Origin of the sequence: Chitinophaga flava, from assembly GCF_003308995.1 — a bacterium.
In the GTDB taxonomy this organism is placed as follows: domain Bacteria; phylum Bacteroidota; class Bacteroidia; order Chitinophagales; family Chitinophagaceae; genus Chitinophaga; species Chitinophaga flava.
The window spans coordinates 663,939-687,519 of sequence record NZ_QFFJ01000001.1 but is presented as its reverse complement, the minus strand read 5'-3'; the positions used below and the strand labels follow the sequence as shown (position 1 = coordinate 687,519).

The 23,581-nt window shown below is 47.6% G+C and carries 17 protein-coding genes; 8 read left to right on the top strand and 9 right to left on the bottom strand.

The window, feature by feature from the left end; translation table 11 throughout:
- Nucleotides 1-106 precede the first annotated feature (106 nt).
- From DF182_RS02485 to DF182_RS02470, 4 genes are all read left to right on the top strand, one after another.
- Nucleotides 107-760 (top strand): FadR/GntR family transcriptional regulator, encoded by a 654-nt coding sequence (locus DF182_RS02485; RefSeq protein ID WP_113614099.1) that lies wholly within the window; start codon nucleotides 107-109, stop codon nucleotides 758-760.
- 46 nt (nucleotides 761-806) lie between these two features.
- Nucleotides 807-1,640 (top strand): sulfite exporter TauE/SafE family protein, encoded by an 834-nt coding sequence (locus tag DF182_RS02480; protein WP_113614098.1) that lies wholly within the window; start codon nucleotides 807-809, stop codon nucleotides 1,638-1,640.
- A 9-nt stretch (nucleotides 1,641-1,649) separates the two neighbouring features.
- Nucleotides 1,650-2,045, top strand: coding sequence for a DUF1634 domain-containing protein (locus tag DF182_RS02475; protein ID WP_113614097.1), 396 nt, complete (start codon nucleotides 1,650-1,652; stop codon nucleotides 2,043-2,045).
- Nucleotides 2,046-2,190: 145 nt separating this feature from the next.
- The gene (locus DF182_RS02470; protein ID WP_113614096.1) at nucleotides 2,191-4,347 is read left to right on the top strand and encodes a glycoside hydrolase family 3 N-terminal domain-containing protein; all 2,157 of its coding nucleotides are present in this window, start codon (nucleotides 2,191-2,193) and stop codon (nucleotides 4,345-4,347) included.
- Nucleotides 4,348-4,426: 79 nt separating this feature from the next.
- Here the strand turns inward: DF182_RS02470 and DF182_RS02465 are convergent, their stop codons facing one another.
- The 5 genes from DF182_RS02465 to DF182_RS02445 form a co-directional block, all read right to left on the bottom strand.
- Nucleotides 4,427-5,662 carry a cation:proton antiporter gene (locus DF182_RS02465; protein ID WP_113614095.1) on the bottom strand — a complete coding sequence of 412 codons (1,236 nt, stop codon included), beginning with the start codon at nucleotides 5,660-5,662 and terminating at the stop codon, nucleotides 4,427-4,429.
- 120 nt (nucleotides 5,663-5,782) lie between these two features.
- Nucleotides 5,783-6,124, bottom strand: a complete 342-nt coding sequence (locus tag DF182_RS02460; protein ID WP_113614094.1) for a TfoX/Sxy family protein — start codon at nucleotides 6,122-6,124, stop codon at nucleotides 5,783-5,785.
- Nucleotides 6,125-6,163: 39 nt separating this feature from the next.
- Entirely contained in the window at nucleotides 6,164-7,237 is a 1,074-nt protein-coding gene (locus DF182_RS02455) for a serine hydrolase domain-containing protein (protein ID WP_113614093.1), read from the bottom strand.
- A gap of 110 nt (nucleotides 7,238-7,347) precedes the next feature.
- A complete protein-coding gene (locus DF182_RS02450; protein ID WP_113614092.1) occupies nucleotides 7,348-8,355 on the bottom strand; it encodes a hypothetical protein in 1,008 nt (335 codons plus the stop codon).
- Between the two features lie 444 nt (nucleotides 8,356-8,799).
- The gene (locus DF182_RS02445) at nucleotides 8,800-10,041 is read right to left on the bottom strand and encodes a multidrug effflux MFS transporter (protein WP_113614091.1); all 1,242 of its coding nucleotides are present in this window, start codon (nucleotides 10,039-10,041) and stop codon (nucleotides 8,800-8,802) included.
- 204 nt (nucleotides 10,042-10,245) lie between these two features.
- On the opposite strand from DF182_RS02445, the gene DF182_RS02440 reads away from it, so the two are divergent.
- On the top strand, nucleotides 10,246-13,866 hold the full coding sequence (locus DF182_RS02440; protein WP_113614090.1) for a T9SS type B sorting domain-containing protein: 3,621 nt from the start codon (nucleotides 10,246-10,248) through the stop codon (nucleotides 13,864-13,866).
- Between the two features lie 76 nt (nucleotides 13,867-13,942).
- Here DF182_RS02440 and DF182_RS02435 read toward each other — a convergent pair whose 3' ends face one another.
- Nucleotides 13,943-15,445, bottom strand: a complete 1,503-nt coding sequence (locus DF182_RS02435; protein ID WP_113614089.1) for a succinate CoA transferase — start codon at nucleotides 15,443-15,445, stop codon at nucleotides 13,943-13,945.
- A 194-nt stretch (nucleotides 15,446-15,639) separates the two neighbouring features.
- Here DF182_RS02435 and DF182_RS02430 point away from each other — a divergent pair, with 194 nt between their 5' ends.
- The 3 genes from DF182_RS02430 to DF182_RS02420 all read left to right on the top strand — a co-directional run bounded on the left by DF182_RS02430 (nucleotide 15,640) and on the right by DF182_RS02420 (nucleotide 19,049).
- Nucleotides 15,640-16,053, top strand: coding sequence for a hypothetical protein (locus DF182_RS02430; RefSeq protein WP_147243321.1), 414 nt, complete (start codon nucleotides 15,640-15,642; stop codon nucleotides 16,051-16,053).
- 279 nt (nucleotides 16,054-16,332) lie between these two features.
- Nucleotides 16,333-17,757: a DNA/RNA non-specific endonuclease gene (locus tag DF182_RS02425; RefSeq protein WP_113614087.1), complete on the top strand. Its 1,425-nt coding sequence runs from the start codon at nucleotides 16,333-16,335 to the stop codon at nucleotides 17,755-17,757.
- Nucleotides 17,758-18,254: 497 nt separating this feature from the next.
- The gene (locus DF182_RS02420) at nucleotides 18,255-19,049 is read left to right on the top strand and encodes a glycosyltransferase family 2 protein (protein ID WP_211327033.1); all 795 of its coding nucleotides are present in this window, start codon (nucleotides 18,255-18,257) and stop codon (nucleotides 19,047-19,049) included.
- Here the strand turns inward: DF182_RS02420 and DF182_RS02415 are convergent.
- The 3 genes from DF182_RS02415 to DF182_RS02405 form a co-directional block, all read right to left on the bottom strand.
- Nucleotides 19,005-20,129, bottom strand: coding sequence for a glycosyltransferase family 2 protein (locus DF182_RS02415; protein WP_113614086.1), 1,125 nt, complete (start codon nucleotides 20,127-20,129; stop codon nucleotides 19,005-19,007). The two genes, DF182_RS02420 and DF182_RS02415, sit on opposite strands and share 45 nt — an antisense overlap.
- Before the next feature lie 48 nt (nucleotides 20,130-20,177).
- Nucleotides 20,178-22,022: an ABC transporter ATP-binding protein gene (locus DF182_RS02410; protein WP_113614085.1), complete on the bottom strand. Its 1,845-nt coding sequence runs from the start codon at nucleotides 22,020-22,022 to the stop codon at nucleotides 20,178-20,180.
- Between the two features lie 204 nt (nucleotides 22,023-22,226).
- Nucleotides 22,227-23,498 carry a hypothetical protein gene (locus DF182_RS02405; RefSeq protein WP_113614084.1) on the bottom strand — a complete coding sequence of 424 codons (1,272 nt, stop codon included), beginning with the start codon at nucleotides 23,496-23,498 and terminating at the stop codon, nucleotides 22,227-22,229.
- Nucleotides 23,499-23,581: the final 83 nt, after the last annotated feature.

Genomic DNA, 23,581 nt, shown 5'->3' with positions numbered 1-23,581 from the left:
GCTTGTCAGCTGTCTCTTCACAGCAGAGACGGCTTTTTTTTGTCCAAAAATAAAACATCAGATGTTTTGTTTAAACATCATATCTTTGTGCCGTTAATGTAAATTTATGGACCAGACATCGAAACTATCCAACCGCGTTATCAACGCCATTCAGAAGGACATTTCACAGGGAATTTATAAACCCGGACAGAAAATACCTACAGAACCCGAACTGATGGTACAGTATGCCGTAGGGCGTTCTACCATCCGGGAGGCCATCAAAACGTTGGCTATGTCTGGGGTATTGCGGGTACAGCAGGGATCCGGCACTTATGTTAACGAATCTGTTCAGGCCGAATCACTGGACCAGCGGCTGCGCCGCGCCGACTTCGAGGAAATCAACCAGGTAAGGCGTATGCTGGACTATGAGATTGTGAAACTGGCGGCCCAGCATCATACCAAAGCAGGTCTTGCTGATATGAAAAAGTTCCTGGAGCAGCGTAAAAAAGCTATTCTGGAACAACAGTACAATGCCTGTATGGAAGCAGACATTGCATTTCACCTGTCTATAGCCAAAGCCAGCGGCAATCATGTGCTGGCAGATCTTTATCGTAGTTTCACCGCAGTGATCCGTGATTTCTTTGCTAAAAGAGATACAGAAAGTATCAGCCATTTTGCGATCAGTCATCATCTGCATGAGCAGTTGTATGAGGCAATCAAAAGCGGCAACGTTAAACTGTCGCGGCAGGCGATGGAAGACATACTGGACAATAACTACTAGGACTATTGGCGTATAGCCGTTATCGTTAACCATAATTTTCCGGAAGATGAACGTACTTATTTTCAGCCTGATACTGCTGGCAGGGGCCTATGTGGCGGGTTTGCTGGGCGCAATGACAGGACTGGGCGGGGGCGTAGTGGTGATCCCGCTGTTGACACTTGTTTTTCATGTAGATATCCGTTATGCCATAGGAGCCGCGCTACTGGCTTCTATCGGGAATTCTTCCGGTGCAGCCTCGGCATATATTAAAGAAGGTATTACCAATGTTCGGTTGGGCATGTTTCTGGAAATAGCCACCACGGCAGGCGCTGTTGGGGGCGCATTGATAGCAGTTTTCACGCCTACTAATACTATCGCTATTTTATTTGGGGTGGTATTGATTTTTTCAGCCCTGATGACCATCCGGAAAAAAAATGAACAGGCCGAACAGGAGGGCAGCCGTCTGTCATATGTACTGAAACTCAACAGCAGTTATCCAACAAAAGAGGGAATAGTACATTACAAACTCAAAAATGTGGGTGGAGGCTTTTCTATCATGCTGCTGGCGGGCGTATTGTCGGGCCTGTTGGGCATTGGTTCCGGCGCCCTTAAAGTGCTGGCAATGGATGGTGCCATGCGTATACCCTTTAAGGTTAGTACCACTACGAGCAACTTTATGATAGGTGTTACTGCAGCGGCCAGCGCGGTAGTATACCTGCAGAGAGGTTATATCGATCCAGGCATTGCATTTCCGGTGGTACTCGGCGTATTGGGCGGCGCCTTTACAGGCGCACGTTTGCTGACAGTACTGAATCCTAAAACATTGCGTTACATCTTCTGTGCTGCCATCTCTTTTGTGGCCATGGAAATGATCTACAACGGATTACATCATCAGTTTTAATGCATTCCAATGAAGTTTATCAAGACATTGACAGGAGACAGAGATATTGCCCTGCTGGTAGGACAGGTGCTGCGGACAGGGGTGATCACTGCCAGTATCATTGCATTTGTGGGCGGGATATTGTATCTCGCCGCCCATGGGGCGGACAGTGTACCGGATTATAGCAATTTCACCGGTGAAGGGCAGGAATTTACCACCTTTACTGGTATTTTCGCTGGCCTGGCCACCTTCAAACCTTCGGCTGTTATTCAGTTTGGAGCCCTCATTTTACTGGCCACGCCAATCCTGCGTGTGTTCTTTTCTCTGATTGGTTTTGTGATAGAGAAAGACAGGATGTACATTTTTATCACCCTGATCGTGCTCTGTATTATTTTTTTCAGCATGTTTGGTGGGTTGAAAATATAAATGGTTACATACTATTTTCTTAATTGCTGATTGAGAATAAACAAATGTGCTGCTGCAGCGGTGATACTACTTTTTTTACTGCATAAACATGATAACTTGCAATTTCCGAGGGGAAATATTATCATAAAAATTTAAGGATTTCAGGATGCTGAGAAAAAGAAATCTTCTGCTGTTGGCTCTGGCATTGTTGCCGGTAAAGAAGCTGCTGGCACAGGAACAACCACTGTTTAGAAAAGCGGATGCACCTGTTGAGCAACGGGTGAATGATTTGTTGCACACGCTCACATTAAAAGAAAAAATATCGCTGCTGGGTTTTAATAGTCCTGCTGTTGAAAGATTGCAGATACCGGCGTATAATTGGTGGAATGAGGCATTACATGGTGTTGCCCGTGGTGGTGAAGCGACCGTGTTTCCGCAGGCGATCGGTTTATCTGCCACTTTTAATGCGCCACTGGCAAAGATGGTAGCTGGCAGCATCGCTACGGAAGCCCGTGCCAAATACAATATTGCTACCGCAGCAGGTCGTCATGTGCAGTATATGGGGCTTAACTTCTGGACGCCTAATATCAATATTTTCCGTGATCCGCGCTGGGGCAGGGGACAGGAGACTTATGGTGAAGATCCTTATCTGACAGCTACGATGGCCGGCGCTTTTGTGAACGGATTGCAGGGCGATGAACCCGGCAAACTGAAAACAGCGGCCTGTGCCAAACATTTTGCGGTGCACAGCGGCCCGGAAGCCGACCGTCATAGTTTCAACGCTATTGTAGATGAAAAGGACCTGCGTGAAACCTATCTCTATGCCTTCAGGAAGCTGGTAGACAATCATGTGGAGTCTATTATGTGCGCCTATAACCGTGTCAACAGTCAGCCTTGCTGCACCGGAAACACTCTGTTGCAGGACATCCTACGGCATGAATGGAAGTTCCGTGGTCAGGTGGTGACTGATTGCTGGGCGCTGGATGATATCTGGCTGCGTCACAAGGCTATCCCTACGCGGGAAGAAGTAGCAGCTGCGGCTGTTAAAGCAGGTGTCAACCTGGACTGCGCCAATATTCTGCAGGCCGATGTGCTGAAAGCGATGGACAAGGGCTGGCTCAAACCTACAGATGTGGACAGCGCGCTGATTGCGAGCCTGCGTACGCAGATGAAGCTGGGATTGTTTGATGCAAAGGAATTGAGCCCTTACAGTCGTTACGGAGCCGACAGTGTGAACAATGACTGGCATACTACCCTTGCATTGCAGGCAGCCAGAGAAAGTATGGTATTACTGAAAAACGATGGCGTGTTACCCCTGAATAAAGATAAATATGCTTCCATGCTGGTAGCCGGTTCCAATTCGGCTTCACTGGAGGCCCTGATGGGCAATTATCACGGAGTATCCGGCAATATGGTGACCTTTGCCGCTGGTCTGGCCAAAGCCGCCGGTCCGGGTATGGCCTTGCAATATGATCAGGGTTGTGACTTTACGGATACCCTGCATTTCGGAGGTGTCTGGGCATCTGAAAACTGTGACGTGACAGTGGCGGTGATTGGGCTGACGCCTTTACTGGAAGGGGAAGAAGGTGATGCTTTCCTCTCTTCATCAGGCGGAGATAAAAATACGCTGAGTCTTCCCCGTTCGCAGGTGTTGTTTATGCAGAAACTCCGTGCTGCACATAAAAAACCGATTATTGCGGTGGTGACAGCCGGCAGTGCCGTAGACGTGGCAGCCATCGAGCCTTATGCAGATGCTGTGATAATGGCCTGGTATCCCGGAGAACAGGGTGGTACCGCACTCGCTGATATCATCTTCGGTAAATATTCGCCCGCAGGGCGCCTGCCAGTAACTTTTTATCACACACTGCAGGACCTGCCGGATTATAAGGATTACAGCATGAAAAACCGCACCTACCGCTATTTTACCGGCAAGGCCGCTTATCCTTTTGGTTTCGGACTCAGTTATACTTCCTTCGATTATGCCTGGAAACAGGCACCTGCCAACACGTACAAGTTGAATGATACGATTCGTATGACCGTCAACGTTAGTAACACCGGCAAGTTCGATGGTGATGAAGTATTACAGGCCTATGTCACCTATCCCAATATGGAACGGATGCCACTGAAAGAGCTGAAGGCATTTAAACGAGTGTCAGTGAAACAGGGTAATACTACTGCCGTAACGCTGGAAATACCCGTAACAGAACTCCAGAAATGGGACCTGCAGCAACATGCCTGGAAGTTGTATAAAGGCACGTATGGCATCCATATAGGGGCCTCTTCAGCTGATTTTAAACTGAGCCATAAAATGACCGTGAAATAATACTGAATGAGCATGTATAAAAAGAATAGCCCCCGGAGTAATTTTCCGGGGGCTATTCTTTTATGTTTCAGTAAATGGATTACCGGACCATTCTGTTCACCACACGTTTGAGAGTGAGGCCCTGAACGATGATGGAGAAGAGCACTACAAAGTAACTGCCGGAGAGGATGATTTCCTTGTAAGGGGACTCTGGCAGCGACATTGCCAGTGCCACGGAGATACCTCCCCGAAGACCGGCCCATACCAGGATGGTGATGCCTCTGTAAGTTGTTTTCAGCGAACGTTTGAGCAGCAGGGATGGAATATAGATACTCAGGGCCCTGGCCACCAGTACAAAAGCTACGGCAAACAGGCCGGTGAGCCAGTAGTTTTTCAGGAAAGGCATTACCACTATCTGCAGGCCTATCATCACAAAGAGGATGGTATTGAGCAGTTCATCGATGAGGTGCCATACGTTATGGAAGTAACGTTGTAGGTCTTCCGACTGTTTGGTACCCAGAGAGGTGTTACCCAGGATAAGACCGGCGGAAACGGCCGCCAGCGGGATGGATACGTGCAGCATGGCGCCCAGTACAGAGATAACCATTACCATCGACAATGACACCATCACAATGATCTGGAAATCGTCTACCCGTTTCATGGTACGGTAGGCAACCAGGCCGGAGATCACGCCCAGCAATATTCCGCCAAACACTTCCTGCGAAAAAAGTGATATAGTGTGGGCCAGTGATACATGCGCATCTGCCTGACCGGCAAGTTCTTTCAGAATAACAAAAAGCAAAATACCGGTACCGTCATTCAGCAGGGATTCTCCACCAATAATGGTTTCCAGGGAAGAAGGTACTTTTGATTTTTTCAGTACGGACAATACTGCCACCGGATCCGTCGGAGAAATCAATGCTCCAAATAACAGACAATAGAGCAGTGGCAGATCAATACGCAGCAGTTCAGTGGCCCAATACAGCAGGTAGCCGAAAATAAATGTAGAGCCTATCACTCCCACCGTACTTAGTATTAGTACGGGGTATCGCTGTTCTCTCAGTTTCTGTAAATCGAATTGAAGGGCACTCGCGAAAAGGAGGAAGCCTAACATAATGTCCAGCAGGGTTTGGGTAAAGTCGATGCTGCTGGTGAGGTCTTTGATGAAAGTGTAAGCACCGGGAAAAATTTTACCGGTAAACAAAATCAGCAAGGACAGAAACAATGAAACCACGATCACGCCTATGGTTCCGGGCAATTTGATAAAACGGTTATTGATATACGAAATGAGTGCACTGATGGTAATCAAAGCCGTTATAATCGTAAATGTGTTCATAAGCTATCCAGATAATGCCAGTTAAGAATATAGATTTAAAATGATGCTAATCAATAATGCCAGGGGGCGTTAAAGATAGAAAAACATTTGTAAATCACTTTGCTGGCTGGCCCGGAGCATTTACTTTTTTTTGGAGGGAGGAGCGATTTTGTTATATTCTAATGCCATTTTAATCCAATGCTCCAATTGTTTTTTGGTACGCAGCACTGTATTATCCACAAACACATATCCCTTCGCTATTCTATCACCCATCACCATCTGTGTACAGCCTTCTTCTTCCAGCAGAGTGTCTACATGGGCCGGATCGAGGCGGAGCATAACGGTTTCTGCTTTCACACCGACGCACATTTTATCATTCACCATAAAACACAGACCGCCGAACATTTTTTTCTCTTCTACTTTTTTTGCTGCCGGTGCAATTATTTCTCTGACGCGGTCAGCCATTTTTTCATCGAAAGCCATAGGGGAGTTTTTTTAATATGATTAAAGATACTTGGTTTTTTATTGACCATATTTTTTTTCCATGGCTTTGACTACTGCTTCCACAGCCTCTTCTGTATTGTCTTGTTGTACATTGGTAAAGACGATATAAGCCCGGTCCTGCTCACGTACCAGTTGCACATGGGTAACGAAGGTACCGGGTGTGCCGGTGTTCCAGGAGATATGTTCTCCTTTGTTGTTTGTTTTCCAGAACCAGCCATAGGCGAAGGTTGGATGGCCGTAGTGCAGTTGTTCAAAGATAGTTGCGGGCAACAGGGGAGATCTGCCGGCGAGGCCACGCAGCTGAAACTGTATAAAGCGGGCATAGTCTTGCAGGCTGATATGGATATTGCCGGCAGCCTGTAGCCAGTTGAGTTTGGGATTGTTTGCCGGAGCTTCCGGTTGCAATTGGTGGTCATGTCCCCAGGGCTGGGTGCTGTCGACGGCGTTGGGGCCTCCCAGTCCGAAGTGGATACCCAGTTGTTGTCCGAGTTGTTGTAACAGCTGGAGATAACTTTTATGAGCGGCTTTTTCGAGCATGAGGCCGGCGAGGACGTAGCCGCTGTTGGTGTAGTTAATGGCGTTGGTATCTGATACAGGTGGTTGTTGCAGCAGCCAGGTGGCAAACTGCCGGCGTTGGGCGGCTTCATTACCGGTAATGTTTTCGGGGCGGGGGAGCGGATTGGTATAGGTATACCGGACCAGTTTGTTACGGAAAGTAAGCAATTCTTTCAGCGTGAGATGATAGTAGGCGGGATGGCTTTGGGTTTTGAGATCAGGGAATAGGGAGAAAAAAGGGGTGTTCCAGTGTAGTTTATTTTGCTGTACGAGCAAAGCGGCCATGGTACAGGTAATGGCTTTGGTATTGGAGCCGATACGGAACTGATCTTGTAGGGTGGCGGGGGATGGAGTATTGATTTTTTTGTTGCCCAGCATTTGTATTTCGAGGATGGAATCTGCTGATACGACAGCGTATCCCAGGGCAGGGATATGGCAGGCGGTGCGGATACTATCTGCAAAAAGGTGGAGTGATTGGGCTTTCAGTGTGAACGGAAGAAGCAGGCAGCAAAGGAAAGCGGGGAAAGGTTTGCGCATAGGATAATAAAAATTTCCGCAAAGGAAAGAAAAGCGGCGAAGATGTCAATGAGGGGCTCCGTTTTTGCCGCCTGAAATTTTCAGGCGGCAACGGATTGAGGAGGATATGGTCATTGTGCGTTCCGTATAAAAAGCGGATCGCAATGGAAATAGTTGATAAAGGCGACGATCAGTGCTTTTTCACCGGGCAGGCCTATGTTTCTGGCAATATCGGCCAGGGGAGTGTCTTCATACACCAGGCAGTTGAAGGCTTTCAGCATTTTCATCTGAAAGGCAAAGTCTTCCAGGGGGATGTAAAACATATTTTCGAAGGCGCCTGCGAGTACGGGGCTGGGCACGTTGAAGAGGAAAGACACATGCATCAGTGGCTTTTCCAGGTCTACGTTTTCCCGGAGGTAATGAAATACGTTGATCAGCGTGTCGTTGTCTACCGGACGTTTTTCGCAGGTGGGCGTGGCGTCCTGGCAGAGATAGTTGCTGAAGATGGACACGCAGCAACGGCGAAGCAGGCATTCGGCCTGGTCTTCTATGAGGCGGCAGCCATTGATAATAGTCAGCAGCAGCTGGATAGCAATATTGGTGGTACAATCGCGCTGATTGAGTGGTTCGCTTTGGTCGGTTATTTTTTTAGAGAGCAGTCCTTTCAGTTCCGGAAATTCCCGTACAAGGGCACCCATACAACCGGGTATGATGTTGATATGAAAACTGCTGATTTGTTTGCCGGTAACCACAGGTACGGTATGCATCTGTTCCGGTAGGTTAAACAGGCAGATCTGACTGCCTATCATGTTAAAATCACCTCTTCCATGGATATTGGCCACTACTTCGTCGGCCTGGTTAAAATGGAGGGCCAGTATATGCCGGGGGGAGTAGGGGGTGAGCAGAATGTTTTTCTTGGCCAGTATTTCATGGTGCCAGATAGAGAAGTCCCTTACTTTAATGTTCTGGCAGAACATGTCACATTCAGTATCCTGTTTAAAATACTGACGTGCAAAGCGGATAACAGTATCGCTGTAATCTTCCGGAATGAGTTCTAAAGGTGTAAAATATTGATCATCTCTTTCAATCAGAAGAATCTTGCGTTCCGGAATGGGCTTAATGGTATTTTGTTCTTCCATATAATGCGATTAAACAAAAAGAATGGTATACATAATCCTCTCTTAACAGGATAGGCACAGTACAAGTTATGGTCGTTCTTGCATGTCATATGCTATTAAAAAGTTTTCATCTGTTATTAAAACAGCATATCACATCGAAAAGTACTATATCAAAATCGGGTTTTTTTTCAAACAAAAAAGAATGCTATTTCTCCTGCTTTTAAATATTTTGATAAAATAATATCTTTTCTTTCATCCGGAGAAATTTTTTTAAAAAGGATGTGTTATCAATGCCTGAGGCTGGTAGGGGTTGGGGGGCAACTGATCAAGATCTGAAAAAAGAAACCCGGGCCGGCCGTTTCCGGAGGCCCGGGAGTAATGCGTTGAATGGTGTCTTTATGAACACCTTGTATGTCATGTGATTAATGCGTCAGCACGGCGCCCATCACCTACGTATACCCGTGATTAATGCGTCAGGACGGCGCCTGCCTGGTCGGGTGCTGCCATAGCGGTTCCGATTTGTTTGCGGCCTGCCATCAATATTGTCAGCGCCATCACGGAAGAACCGGCAATGGTAAGGGCCAGGGGCAGGGTTGAATGACTATCAAACAGGCTGACAAAGGTAGATGCCAGTGCGCCTATGCCCATCTGCAGTGCGCCCATCAGGGCGGAAGCGGTGCCGGCATTTTTCCCGAAGGGAGCCAGGCAAAGGGCGGATGTATTTGGATTGACATATCCCATACAACAGAGATACACAAATAGTAGCACCAAAAGGCCGGTAAGACTCAGCCAGTTGTTCCAGGCGCAGAAGGCCAGTATCAGTCCCGTTATTACATGAAGCGTCAGTGCTACCAGTACTATCTGTTGGCTTTCAAAGCGTTTCAGCAGCAGGCTGTTGATCTGGCTGGAGCCGATAAACCCAATAGAGAGGCCGGCAAAGATCCAGCCGTAGGTTTTACCGTCCAGGTGGTAAACATCCATAAATATCTGCGGAGAGCCGGATACGTAAGCAAACAGACCGGAGAAAGCGGTAGCTCCGGCAAAGGCGTAGGTGTAAAACTGTGGTGTGGTGGCTACTGTCCAGAAGCTACGGGTAATAGGCCCGGGTTTGAGTGACAAGGAGGTATCTGGCTGATAACTCTCCGGTAGCCACAGGATGGTGGCCAGCAGGATCAATACCCCCATCGCTGCCAGTACAATGAAGATCGTATGCCAGTTGAAAGCGGCGGTCACATAACTGCCTATGGTAGGGGCCAGCATAGGGGATGCACCTAATACCAATACCAGCAGGGCAAATACTTTGGCATTTTCCTTCACCGGAAAGAGGTCACGTACCATCGCTACAGAAGCTACAGTGGCAGCACAGCTTCCGATGGCCTGTATAAATCTCAGGATCACCAGGCTGTTCAACGTGACCGCATATACGCAGCCCAGCGATGCGGCTATATAAACCAGCAATCCCAGTATCAACGGTGTTTTCCGGCCAAATCGGTCGAGCAGCGGGCCATACAGTAGCTGCCCTGCGGAGATGCCTATAAAAAAGCTGGAGAGCGACAAGCCTACCCTGGCTTGCTCAACACCAAAGTCGGCGGCAATCGCCGGAAAGCCCGGCAGGTACATGTCTATGGAAAAAGGCGCCAATGCAGTCAGGGTGCCTAAGATTAATATCAGAAAAAAATATCGGGTTCTCGTATATTCTTGTGTCACAGTCTGTCGGTTTTGAATGGGTCCAGGAATTTAAAATCGGGTACAAAAGTAGAACAACAGTTTTGTTTGAAGAATCTTACAGCCAGCGATAATATTGATGCGCCCATAGATGAAAATGATAACTCCTGGAAATGATATCAGAAAAGGGATTGATGTTATTTATTATAATTATTATATATATTTGCGCGTCCTATACTTGTCGAGATGAACACCCCGTTATTGAGAAAACTGATTTTTGGGTCAGTCATATTGACCCTGCTGGCTCTACGTTCCTATGCCCAGGAAGGGATGCCATTATCCGTACGTGCCTGCGGCACAGACAGACTATTGCAGCAATGGCGCCAGAACCCTTCGTTTGTGGCCAGGGAACAGGCCATTAATCAGGCAATCCTGCAGCAGCGGTATGTTCGGGTACCTGGTGCTCCGGCTGTTGATGCGGCGATTATTACCTTGCCGGTGGTAGTGCATATACTCAATGAAAACCTGAGCGCCTATACGGACCTGGACGTGGCCAATGCGATCCAGTCACTTAACGAAGCCTACAGCGCTACCGGCGCTTTTACCGGTGGTCGTACTGATACAAAAATCCGTTTCTGTCTTGCTAAAACAGCCCCTGATGGCGGCCGTACCACCGGCATCATCCGTTCCTATTCCTACCTGAATGATTTTGATGTAGACATGGAAGGTGGAAATGTTACCGGTATGGGAGCGTGGGATCATAGCCGTTATATCAACATATGGGTGGTGTCTTCCATTCGTTCCGACTATATGCAGGAATTCAACTGTGGCAGCTGGAGCCGTCTTACCATGGGCGGATATGCCAGTGCCGGCGGAGATATTGTGGTGGCCGGCCTCGGAGTGGACGTACTGGCTCATGAAATGGGACATTACCTCAGCCTCCTGCATACCTTTGCAGCCAGGGATTGTAAAAACGATGACTGCACCACCGATGGAGACATGGTTTGTGACACCCCTCCGGAGAAGACCATCACCGGCGGTTATGCCTGCAGCGCTCCGCAAAATTCCTGTGACACCGATACCTTGTCTGGTTTTACCACCGATGTGCCAGACCTGCCGGATAACTTTATGGATTATGGTCAAGGCACCGGTTGTATACTGGGCTTTACACAGGGCCAGGCCGACAGGATGCGGAACTTTATTACCACCTCGCTGTCGCTGATGCAGCCCAGTATGGTTTGTAATGATCCCTGTGCCTCCACTGTTACCGCTGCTTTTACCCGCGACATTGCCTATCCTGTAGTAGGACAGACTGTCACCTTTACGGCTACCGTCGCTGCGGGTCAAACCTGCGCGTGGCTGGTAGATGGGGTAGCCACCGGCACCGGAACCACCTTATCGCTGACGGTCACCAGTCAGAAAACCTATCTGATAGAACTACGTGTAACCGATGGCGTTAGTGGTTGTCATGCTACCACCACAGACGCCATGCCTGTCAGTTGCGGCGTGGTTGCACGTTTCTACCCCGACAAACGCAAGATCGCTTCCAAAGCAGGCATTCAAACAGACCACGTGGTGTTTACCAACCGCTCCCGCAACGCTACCTCCTGGAAATGGCTGATCAGTAATGATAAAGGCATGGCGGAACAGGTGGTGAGTACGGATGAACAGCTGGACTATATTTTCCAGACACCCGGCAACTATAAAGTACGCCTTTACGCTACTGATGGTCACTGTGAGGACTATACGAACCCGGTCACCATTGTAGTGGACGATCCTACAGCTGACGGTGTGGTATATGTGTCTGCCGTAGAGTGTTACCAACAGGATAAGCTGCGTGTAAAACTGTATTTTGAGAACAAAGGATACCAGACTATTCCCAAAAACACACCTGTGTCTTTTTATGATGATGATCCACGGCTGGGAAAGGGACATCTGTTAGGAATCCCGTTTTTGTTGCCGGCAGATCTGCCAGGTAAATGCGTTTCTGTATTATATACCACGATTGTTCAGGCCGGCCGCGCCAATGTAGATACACTGGTAACGGTGATGAACGATAACGGCGGTACTTTTCCGCTGGCACTGCCCAATACCGGTGTGGAAGAGAGTAATTATAACAATAATGTGAGCATCAAGCGAGGATTTAAGTTTCATGTATCTCTGGCACCAGGAGATTATACCGTGTTGCCGAAAGCGCAGCTGGTACTGAAACCCAGCGCTACCGGTGGTACTATCAGCTCCGCCACCTGGGAAACTTCTTCCTATCTGAACTGCAGCAACTGCATCAACACTACCTTTACTGCACCGTACCGTCAGGATACCGTAACAACTGTGAAAGTGCGGGGATATTCGCAGTACGCCTGTTACAGTGATACGCTGGCTACCGTACATATTCCGGTGGTGGATGACTATACCGTGAAATTGAACAGCGTGGACTGTTCCCGGGGAGACAGCCTGCATGTGGACTTCTCATTGTGCAATGCCTATACTACCGGTAATGTACCAGCTTCACTCCAGGTGGATTTTTACGACCGGCTTCCTGGAGATCCTGCGGCAGTACAGCTGGGTACCCGTTTTCTAACGCCCATGGCTTCTCCCGGCAGCTGCAGCCGCTATGGCCAGTATATCCGGAATGCTCCCTCCGGCCAGGTAGTGGCGGTGGTAAACAAAGACCAGCAGGCATATCCGCCGGCCACTGGTTTGAATGAAGCAGATTATTCCAACAATACTTTTACCTGGAACTATGTTCCGCCTGTATTGAACGTCTTTCCGAAAGATACTACTGTGTATCGAAAGGCGCCGTTTCACTTCTATTACAACATAACGGGTTTCACACCTGCAACCATTCTGTGGGATAACAGTGACGCCTATACGCTTAGTTGCCTTTCCTGTGCCGCTCCTGCGGTGACTATGCTGGACAGCAGCCAGATAGGTGTACAGCTGACCAATCAGTATGGCTGTGTGCTGAAAGGGCAGGAGTACGTACATCTTGTGCCACCTGATATGACGGTAGACCTGTTGTCTGCGCACTGTTTCGACAATGGGCATATTCTGGTGAAGTTCAAAGTATGTATGTCTAATGGTTATGATACTGTATTTCAGAAGATACCGGTATCTTTTTACAATGGTGATCCCGGTAATGAGCGGTCTGTGATACTGCAGCCTGTTTATTATACGCCGGCGCCCAAATTTGGCGACTGCCGGGAGTTTACCCATGTGTTGAGTGCTCCGGGTACCAAAGCGGTGGTGGCCGTAGTGAATGATCGTCAGGGGCCTGTGTTTAACGAAACGGATTATTCCAACAACCGGAGTGACCTGGACTATGAGCCGTTTACTATAACGGCCACGCCTGAACTGATATCGCTGCCACGTCCTGCCAGTGTGGGATTGCGCACCAGCATCACCGGCGGGCCTGCAAGTTCCTATCTGTGGGAACCGCAGACAGGGCTTTCCTGTACCAGTTGTCCTAATCCGTTTGCTGCTGCTACCTCATCTATGAAATACCAGGTGACCGCCACCAACGATTATTACTGTACGGACACTGCGACTGTGCACATACAAACATTTGTGAATGCCGGTATCAGCATGCCTAACGCATTTTCTCCCAATGGAGACGGACAGAATGATTATTTCTATGTGATTGGTAGTTGGGATATCCGTCAGGTGAAGAATCTGTCGGTGTTCAACCGCTCTGGCAACAAGGTTTTTGAGACAGTGAATACACCGGCTAATGATCGCAGTTATGGTTGGGATGGTACTGTGAATGGTAAGCGGGCAGATCTGGGGAGTTATGTTTATTTCGCGATGGTGGAGTATCTGGACGGTACCACACGGATGATAAAAGGAACGGTATTGCTGATACGTTAGTTTTTCTTCAGATAGTTTTTAAAAAGAAACCGGCTCCCAGTGAAGAGCCGGTTCTTTTTTTCATTCATCACACACACTATACATGAACAGTTTTAAGCATGGTCCCGTTTTCGTTAAAGCGGCTATGCCAGCTAAGTGCCTCCTGTAGCAGGTGAGGTGTTTGACCTCCTCTCTTACAGGCTTCGGTAAAATAGTTGTTCAATTCGTCTTTGTAGCTGGCATGCGCGCAGTTGGATATGATTAGTCTGGCGCGTTCGCGCGGTGCAAGTCCTCTTAAGTCTGCCAGACCGTTTTCAGTTACTATAATGTCTACGTCGTGTTCTGTATTGTCTATATGGGAAGCCATTGGAACAATGTGCGAAATACCGCCGGCTTTTGATGATGACTGTGTTACAAATATGCTCAGGTAAGCATTGCGGGCAAAGTCGTTGGAGCCGCCGATTCCGTTCATCATGGCGGTGCCGCCGATGTGGGTGGAGTTGACGTTTCCATAGATATCACATTCGATGGCTGTGTTGATGCTGATAATACCCAGCCGGCGAATGACTTCGGCCGCATTGCTGATATCCTGCGGACGGAGGATGATATGTGGTTTGTACTTTTCGAAGTTGCTGAAAACCCGGTTGTAGCAGGCTTGTGAAACGGTGATCGAAGAGGCGGAAGCAAAATCCAGTTTGCCGGCATCTATCAGGTTAAAGGCACTGTCCTGTATCACTTCAGAGTACATGGTCAGGTGATGGAAGTCGCCGTCAATAAACCCTTCGAGAACTGCGTTGGCCACTTTGCCGATGCCTGATTGTAAAGGGCGCAGGGAATGAGGTAATCTGCCTTTTTTGATTTCGTGGGAAAAGAATTCCAGGAGATGAGCAGCGATGGCGCTGGTTTTTTCATCTCTTTCATTGATGGATGCCGGGCTGTCGGTAGTATCCGTGAGTACGATGGCCACGATTTTTTCCGGATCAACCGGGATGGCGGGCTGGCCTATGCGGGAGCCTGCGTCGGTAATCGGAATGATACGTTTGTGAGGCCATACACCAGTAGAGAAGATGTCGTGTACTCCATATACAGAGAGGGGTACGGACATATTGATCTCTACGATGATTTTGTCGGCGGCGGCCGCAAAAGCAGCAGAGTTGCCGACGGAAGTGGTTGGTACGATGCTGCCATCTGCCTCAATCATCAGTGCTTCAATGACCGCGATATCTACACGGGGAATGATTTTTTCATTGATCAGTTCGGCGCTTTCGCCGAGGTGCTGGTCTACAAAAAGTACATCGCCGCTGTTGATTTTTTTGCGGAGTGCCGGATCTACCTGAAACGGCATGCGTTTGTGCAGTATGCCCGCTTCAGCGAGAGCCCCATCTGTATCATGGCCCAGAGAGGCCCCGGTGAGCAGTGTTATTTTGAGAGGGTTAGCAGGAGCTGAGGCTGCCAATGCTTTAAGTACTGCTTTGCTATCGCCGGCTTTGGTGAATCCGCTGGAGGCCACTACCATCTGGTCTTTGAACAAGGTGGCAGCCTGGTCGGCGCTGATAATCTTCTGTTGTAATTCCGTTCTTTTAATGCGTTCTTCGTACATGGTGCAGTTATAAGACAATGGCAATTGTTGATTGCGGATTGCGGGTACAATATTAGGACGGTTTGTGTTGGCTGATTTGTGTATCTGGGACAAACTTTTGTTCGTTCCGGTCAGGGGGAAGCATCGAAATTATTGGTATATTTATAGTGTCGCACGTCCAATCCAATTTCTATCATTTTAAATCCCCATTCAGCATGAAAAAAGTGATCTTCCCGCTTTTATGTGTCTGTTGTGTTTCATTAACTGTGAATGCTCAGAGTTTGCTGGATCCTCCTAAAAAAACGGCTACCGGTTTGCAAAAACAGCTGGGTAACGCCGGAGGATTATCAGGTAGCATCCTTGCAAAATTAACGCCAGCGCTGGGATTGACAGCAGAACAACAGCCAAAGGTATCCAATCTTCTCACCAGCTTCATTCAAAGGAAAGCAGGTATTCTACCCTTACAACAAAGCAACCCTGCGGCATATGCATCTAAGTTTGGTTTGCTGCAGAGTGGACTATTCTCCAAACTTAAACTGTTGCTCACAGCGACGCAGTACACCAAATTCCTGGGGCTTAAGCCAAAGACAAATGATGCGACAAATGTATTGTCGCAATTGTTTTTCTAAGGATGATGATGATTGAACGCAGCTATGATGAATGTTGATAGACAGGATGGATAATGTTTGTTGAAGAATGTTTGGTGAAATGCAGGAGGTTTGTTGTTGAGTGTTTTGAAGAAATGAATTTTTTATTTATTTGACAACGCTTGTTTCTTTGAGAGATAAGCGTTGTTTTTTTACATGATAATCTTGCAGAAGAAAAAAAACTGATGAAATGCTGTGTGGGAAAAATCTTGCAGCGGCAGGCATTGAAATCAGTTTAATCATAATTATCTTCGCGGCCCTATGCCAAAGAAGAAATCGACGAATAAATCAAGCAATAGTTTAGCCTTAGCTGTTATACTGATCATTGCCACTTTTATAGTTACTACCTGTTCCCGGAAAATAGCCGGGATAAAGGAAAAGGAGAAAACTCATTCTTCAAAAAAATCATCTGCCTCCAGACATGGGAAAAAGAAGTCTGCAAAATATCTGTTGCAGGAAGACTTTGAAAAGGGCAGTAAAACCAATTACAATACAGAAGAAATTTCGCTCAGCAGCGGTAGCTGGGAGTTCAAGGATGCTGTGACCGGCGGCCTGGATGAAGATCATAAGGTTGGTACAAAGGCCTTACGCATCCGGAGTAATGGTATGGCGAATATGGAATTTGATGTTGCTGTGAAAGGAACGGTAACAGTTACGGTGAAATATGCGCTGTACGGAGAAGATGAAAAAGGTGAGTGGGAGTTATGGGCATCAGTGAACCGCGGACAACGTTATACCAAAGTAGGCAATACCGTTAGTGTCAGCTCCAATACGCTGAAGACGGCCACTTTCACTGCTACTACCAATGCTACCATTCGTTTTTCGATACGGAAAACGGATAAGACGAGCAGCCGGTTGAACTTTGATGCCTTTGCGGTAGAAGAGGGAGGCAAAGCGCCAGTAGTAACGCAGCCTTCAGAAGGGGCGGTACCAGGCGATGATGATAATATGTTGCTGGGTAATCCGAGCAATGCCACGGCTTCGCTGGCGATGGTCAACAATTACCTGATGGACAAAGGATATTACAAATTGTCTTACAGCCGTGATAACGGGACCCCTAACTGGGTAAGCTGGCATATTTCATCCCGTGATCTGGGGGATATGGCCAGGGGTAATGATTTCCGGCCGGATGCAGATGTGCCGGATGATTGGTTCCAGGTGACGCAAACCAGTTATATTGGCAGTGGTTTTGACCGTGGTCATAACTGTCCTTCGGGCGACCGGACGGCTAGCCGCGATGCCAATGAAGCTACCTTCCTGATGACCAATATGATTCCACAGGCACCCAATCATAATCAGCATCTGTGGTCTAATCTGGAAGGTTATACCCGTTCACTGGTAAGAGAAGGGAATGAAGTGTATGTGATTATGGGAAGTTATGGTACTGGCGGAACGGGCAGTAAGGGGCTGACAAAAAAGATTGCCGGAAACAGGGTGAATGTGCCGGCGAGGATCTGGAAAGTGATTGTGGTATTGCCTGAGGGCAACAATGATTTGAAGCGGATTTCCCGTTCTACCCGTGTTATTGCAGTCAATACGCCCAATAACAATAACGTTAATACGAAATGGTCGGCTTATCTCACTTCTATAGAGGAAATTGAAAAAGCTACGAATTACAAGCTACTGGCCAATGTGCCCGAAGCTGTAAGGCAGGAGCTTATCAAGAAGATTGATGCAGGGGAGTAACCTTAGCATGATAGTTGCTAAGTGATTTCCCATTGAATGGAAAACGGAGATTTTAATGCAGTTAAAAAAATTATTATGTCATTGTGATAATTAATTATAAATTGCATAAAATTGCCATATTTTTAATTGTAGAAACTTTTTATATTGCCATTAAAAATAAGGGTGAAAAGTACATTCAATCGTTATTGTCATTCATGATGTTTGACTTTATTGAAAAATTTAACCTTTTGTACTGAAAGTATGTGTAACATATGAAGACCTTAATTCGTTAGCTTACAATAGAATAATCGCTAAATGATTAACTGACCAAAAGACAATCAGATGATGGACCTACAATACTCACTGTGTATATTCAACGATAGACCTGTAACAGGTGTATCTGCTTGTGCTGAAATAAACGGTGGAAAGAGGGCTTTAATCAGGATGGTGCTGACTGGTCCAGGGAGAGAAAACAGTGAGAAGCAACAATTACAAAAAATTATATAAGATTCAGATATATGGGTGATAGCATGTCCGTGGCCTTATTGGTAACTACATACAACTGGCCAGAAGCGTTAAAACTTGTTCTGGAGAGTGTGCTGAGACAAAGTGTTTTGCCTGATGAGGTCATCATCGCTGATGATGGATCGGGAGATACTACAAGATATGTTATTGAAGCGTTCAAACGGAGCACCAATATTCCTGTAAAACATTTCTGGCATCCGGATGAGGGTTTCCGTAAAACGATCATCATCAACCAGGCTATTACCGGTACTGACTCTGACTACATCATCCAGATAGACGGAGATATAGTATTACACGAAGACTTTATTAAAGATCATAGAAGTGAGGCTGAGCAGGGATTTTATATCCGTGGTAGCCGTGTGCTTTTGCCGGAAGACAAGACCCGTTATTTTTTGCGTTCCGGCGAATTTGATAATGTAACAGCTTTTGGCCGCGGTGTGAAGAATCGCTTTAATGCGCTCCGTATCCCGTTTCTCGCGCCATTACTGATAAAAAAGAGTAAACGTTCCCGTAACCTGATCGGTTGTAACTGCGCTTTCTGGAAGAAAGATTTCCTGAAGGTGAACGGTTATAATAATGAACTGAAGGGTTGGGGACATGAAGATATTGAACTGGCGGCCCGTTTTATCAATTCGGGACTGAGCCAGAAGAAGGTAAAGATGAAAGCGGTATGTTATCATCTTCACCACCCACTCAACGACCGGGTATACGAAAATGTCAACTACCGTGTATACCTGGATACCTTAAAAAGAGGAATTACTTACTGCACAAACGGCTATCACCACTAAGAGCAGTAACAGTACCGTTTTTACAATTTTCCATCTGTTAGTGCGGAAGGAAGACGGATGTTCCTTTACAAATCCCATGTCTATTCTTTTCGCAAAGCCACCATACCGGCCGGCAAATAAGGCATCATAAAGGTAGCCGGCCTCCCAGCAGTTTTTTACCCACATCAGTTGAAAGGCCACTGCTGGTGAAAATGTTTTCCCGACTGAAATGGCTTTAAACCAGTTAGTCAGATATTCTGCCACTGGTACAGCCACTGCGATGCACAGCCAGAGCCGGAAATAGCCGGTAATCCATGCAACAGGCATTAATAAGATGAGTAACAGCAGTGTCTCCAGTGTATTGGTGAAATCCCTGTAAGTATATTTTTTTTCGGGTTCTTTGTGGGAGAGCTGATTGGCAGCAATTCCATAGCGGAACATGCGCCTGGTTTGCATTGCCCCGTTGTCGTGCCATGGGTGGGTGACAGCTGCAGCTGGTACAGACAGATATTTTTCCCCGAATTTCAGCCAGTGGCGCACAAAAAAGTCTACGTCTTCCCCGCCAGCCTTCAGGTTAGTATCGAAGAGTTCCGGGTCCAGTTTTTCCCGGTTAAGCATCATGTTGGTGGTAGGAGCCCAGGTAATTTCAGGATAGTAGAGTGCTAATTTGAAATGGTGTACCGAACCGTTGATTTCCAGTGCGCGTGTGGCGGCATTGATTGCTTCCGGAAAATAAGTGACACCGGCAAAGCCCAATACGTTGGGATTGGACTGTATAGCTGCCACGTAAGCCTTCAGCAGTGCGGGTTCCGGCACAATATCGTCATCGAGCAATAGTATCCATTTGCCATGCCCAGCGCGGATGCCCCTGTTGCGGGTGCCGGAGAAGCCCAGGTTCACCTCATTGACCAGCAGGTGGATTTCCCCTGCCTGGTCCAGTTGTTTCAGCTTTTCAGGAATGACGGCGGCAGGGTTGTCTGCCACTATATAGGTATTTACTTCAAAGCCTGCCGGTTTCTCCAGCCGGATAATATTGAGCAGCAGTTCTTCAGTCAGCCGGAAAGAAGGAACTACGATATCGATAGCGTTGGACTTTATCATTATCGCAAATATACATACAGATAAATTAATATATAGATAGTCGATAATCTATCTGGTTTCGTTCACTGCTTCTTCCTTATTGGAGGAGAAAGTCTGCATGTCGATCAGTTTTTTATACAGACCGTTATGGGCCAGCAGTTCGAGGTGTGAGCCCTGTTCCACGATCTGTCCACCTTCGAGCACTACGATGAGATCGGCGTTCTGGATGGTGCTGAGGCGGTGGGCAATCACCAGGGAGGTACGGTTTTTCATCAGGTTGTTGAGAGCGTCCTGTACCATTTTTTCGGATTCTGTATCCAGTGCGGAAGTCGCTTCGTCCAGCAGCATCAGCGGCGGATTGTTGAGTACGGCGCGGGCGATACAGATACGTTGTCTTTGTCCGCCGGAGAGTCTGGAGCCTTTGTCTCCGATATTGGTCTGGTAACCATCGGCGGTGCCCATAATAAATTCGTGGGCATTGGCGATGCGGGCAGCAGCTTCTACATCAGCGGGAGAGGCGTCGGGTTTACCGAAAGCGATATTGTTGAAGATGGAATCATTAAAAAGGATGGATTCCTGATTGACGATGCCCATCATTGACCGGAGAGACTCCATGGTAACGCTCTGCAGGTTGCGGCCATCGATGAGGATGGTGCCGGACTGCTGCTGGATAAAGCGAGGGATCAGGTCCATCAGGGTGGATTTACCACCGCCGGAAGGGCCTACCAGCGCAACCGTTTTACCTTTAGGAATCGTCAGGTTCACATTTTTGAGGATGCCTTTTTCGCCGTAGGCAAAGTTTACATCACGGAATTCAATATTTTTTTCGAAGCCGGTAATGTTTACGGCGTCGGGGGCGTTGGTGATGGCGGGTTTTTCGTCGATCAGCTCCAGTACACGCTCACCGGCAGCTACACCGGAGTGGATGTTGGTAAAGGAAGCAGAGATTGCTTTGGCCGGGCGCATGATCTGGGAGAACAGGGCGATATAGGCGATAAATGCTGCCGCACTGAGGTCGCCCTGATTGGAGAGTACCAGGGTACCACCATACAGTACGATGCCGGCAACCATGATCACACCGAGAGTTTCAGAAACCGGAGACGCCAGCTGTTGCCTTTTGGACATGGCGCGCACGATTTTGGAATACCGCAGGTTTTCGTTGTTAAAGCGGTCGGTGATAAAGTTTACCGCATTGAAAGCCTTGATGATACGGATACCATGGAGAGCTTCATCCAGGTAGCTGATCATGATACCGTAGGTGCGGTGGGATTCTACGGCATGTTCTTTCAGTTTTTTAACAATTTTGGAGATGATGAAACCAGCTACTGGTATTACCAGCATGGATGCCAGAGTGAGTTTGTAGGAGATGATAAAGAGCATCACCAGATAGGTGAGCAGGGTAACAGGCTCCTTAAAGACCACCTGGAGGGTGCCGGTAACGGAATATTGGACAGTTTGAACGTCTGAAGCTATTTTGGAGATGATGTCTCCTTTTCTTTCGTTGCTGAAATAGCCAAGGTGGAGGTTCATCACGTTGTTGAACACTGCGCGGCGGAGGTTCAGCAGGGTGTGGATACGGAGGCTTTCCATGGTTTTGTCTGCAAAATAGCGGAACAGGTTGCCCAGCAGCACAGACACCACGATACAGCCACATACGAACTGGAGCGTTTGTACGGCGCCGTATTTATTAAAAACGAGGGCGGTATAATAGTTAAAAACAGCGAAAATGTCGGCCCAGTTGGTCGGTTTTACCGGTACTCCTTTTACGTTGCTGAAGATGGTGGCCAGCAGTGGAGCCAGCAGCGCCAGATTCAGCGTACTGAAGATAATGGACAACAAGGTGCAGATGATATAGGGGATGGCAAATTTGTTAATAGGTCTCGCAAAAGCTAAAAGTCGGAAGTACGTCTTCATATCACAGTATAATACTCGAAATTATAATTAATTCATCTCCATAAAAAAACCGCATCAAAGCAAAGCTGATGCGGCTTCTCTCATAGCGGGCGAAGATAAATCTTTTAGCGTAATTGGCAAAGTATTTAGGACAAATCATTGTGGCCCTGCAGCTGTACTGGCCGGAATTTGAACGATGCCGGCTTTTCAGCACCCGCAGGCGGGCTAGATCCGGGTGAATACAAATCCTGAAGTATCTACCTTGTTCTGATGTAACAGTTGGTTCAGCGCTGTTACTGCATCTCTAAAAGCCACTTCATTCATGCCCTGTTTGACTTTGCCGGTCAGGTAGAGGTAAAATGCAGGACGCAGCCTTATCTGGCTGAACATCACATTTACTGCGGGGATGCTCCGACGGATGGCATTGACAATATTGCCGGTATCTCTGAGCACTACGTTCCAGCTCATGTCAAAGACAGGGTAGCTGTTTATGTCTGTTGTATCGCCGGGTTTCAGGTAGCTGGGCTGGATATGTTGTGACGGATCATACGTCCGCAGAAAAAACTGGCGGGTAGTGGTGTCAGTCCGCATACGGCGGATGGAACTATCGCCACTGATGATGAAGATATCCAGCTGAGCCGAATCGGGATTGGCCAGAATGGCGGTCATGTCTTTAATGGCAGCCAGGTGTTCAAACAGGTCGATGTTGAGCGGATTGTCTGTGTGGATATAAGGGAATAGTTTTATCGTAGCTGCGTGATCGTTGGTATACAAAAAAGCGCCGCCTTCTTTTTCCAGTCTTTGGGCCACCAGCTGGTCTATTTGTTTTTTGCGCTCGTAGAAAATTTGTTCTGATGCGGTTTTCATACTGCGGATCTGGCTGTTATGTCGGAATTGGGGAAGGCAGGCCCGGATGAGGAATACGAGGCCGAATATCGCTGAGATACCGATGATCAGGCCGGTGTGGCTCCTGCGGGTATTGTTGATTTGATGCAGTTGAGTGACTGGCGCCGCATGGGTATCGTTCGTTTTGGGCTTTTTTTTCTCCTGCAATTGAAGCCGCTGCTCCAGCTCCTGCAGGAATTTTTCGAAATCGGAGACTTCTTCCAGCGTATTCTGAATGAGGGCCCGGCTGCTTCTCAGCATGGCCCAGGATACTTTTCTTTTTTCGAGGTGTAGTTTGATAGCTGTACTGCTGGCCATCCAGGGGCTGGATATTTTTCTGATTTCTGAAAAATATATTACACCATATAATGCTGACTCGATCCGGTCGTGATAAAGGGTGATCGTTTCTTTTCTCCACATCCATTTGATGGTCAGGATTATGGAACCCAGGAAGATAACAAGCATTGTTATCATCAGCAGCGTAAGGTTTACATTCAGTATAAGGCCGGTAAGTATTAAAGCAAGGATACCCAGGGCTATCAACACCGTGCTCCAGGCGGCTTTTTTCTGGTCTCCGATATTAAAATGCCAGGTCAGGGGAGATTGCATCATCCGTCGAAGGTACTTTTTTTAGCAGACTTTTGAAGGAAAGGGCAGTCACGTAAAGTACATCTGCTTTACGTGACTGCCGCTGG

Excerpts from the sequence above, each read along its gene's own strand:
- DF182_RS02485 (WP_113614099.1), top strand. The coding sequence starts at position 107 with ATGGACCAGACATCGAAACTATCCAACCGCGTTATCAACGCCATTCAG.
- DF182_RS02480 (WP_113614098.1), top strand. The coding sequence starts at position 807 with ATGAACGTACTTATTTTCAGCCTGATACTGCTGGCAGGGGCCTATGTG.
- DF182_RS02475 (WP_113614097.1), top strand. The coding sequence starts at position 1,650 with ATGAAGTTTATCAAGACATTGACAGGAGACAGAGATATTGCCCTGCTG.
- DF182_RS02470 (WP_113614096.1), top strand. The coding sequence starts at position 2,191 with ATGCTGAGAAAAAGAAATCTTCTGCTGTTGGCTCTGGCATTGTTGCCG.
- DF182_RS02465 (WP_113614095.1), bottom strand. The coding sequence starts at position 5,662 with ATGAACACATTTACGATTATAACGGCTTTGATTACCATCAGTGCACTC.
- DF182_RS02460 (WP_113614094.1), bottom strand. The coding sequence starts at position 6,124 with ATGGCTTTCGATGAAAAAATGGCTGACCGCGTCAGAGAAATAATTGCA.
- DF182_RS02455 (WP_113614093.1), bottom strand. The coding sequence starts at position 7,237 with ATGCGCAAACCTTTCCCCGCTTTCCTTTGCTGCCTGCTTCTTCCGTTC.
- DF182_RS02450 (WP_113614092.1), bottom strand. The coding sequence starts at position 8,355 with ATGGAAGAACAAAATACCATTAAGCCCATTCCGGAACGCAAGATTCTT.
- DF182_RS02440 (WP_113614090.1), top strand. The coding sequence starts at position 10,246 with ATGAACACCCCGTTATTGAGAAAACTGATTTTTGGGTCAGTCATATTG.
- DF182_RS02435 (WP_113614089.1), bottom strand. The coding sequence starts at position 15,445 with ATGTACGAAGAACGCATTAAAAGAACGGAATTACAACAGAAGATTATC.
- DF182_RS02430 (WP_147243321.1), top strand. The coding sequence starts at position 15,640 with ATGAAAAAAGTGATCTTCCCGCTTTTATGTGTCTGTTGTGTTTCATTA.
- DF182_RS02425 (WP_113614087.1), top strand. The coding sequence starts at position 16,333 with ATGCCAAAGAAGAAATCGACGAATAAATCAAGCAATAGTTTAGCCTTA.
- DF182_RS02420 (WP_211327033.1), top strand. The coding sequence starts at position 18,255 with ATGGGTGATAGCATGTCCGTGGCCTTATTGGTAACTACATACAACTGG.
- DF182_RS02415 (WP_113614086.1), bottom strand. The coding sequence starts at position 20,129 with ATGATAAAGTCCAACGCTATCGATATCGTAGTTCCTTCTTTCCGGCTG.
- DF182_RS02410 (WP_113614085.1), bottom strand. The coding sequence starts at position 22,022 with ATGAAGACGTACTTCCGACTTTTAGCTTTTGCGAGACCTATTAACAAA.
- DF182_RS02405 (WP_113614084.1), bottom strand. The coding sequence starts at position 23,498 with ATGATGCAATCTCCCCTGACCTGGCATTTTAATATCGGAGACCAGAAA.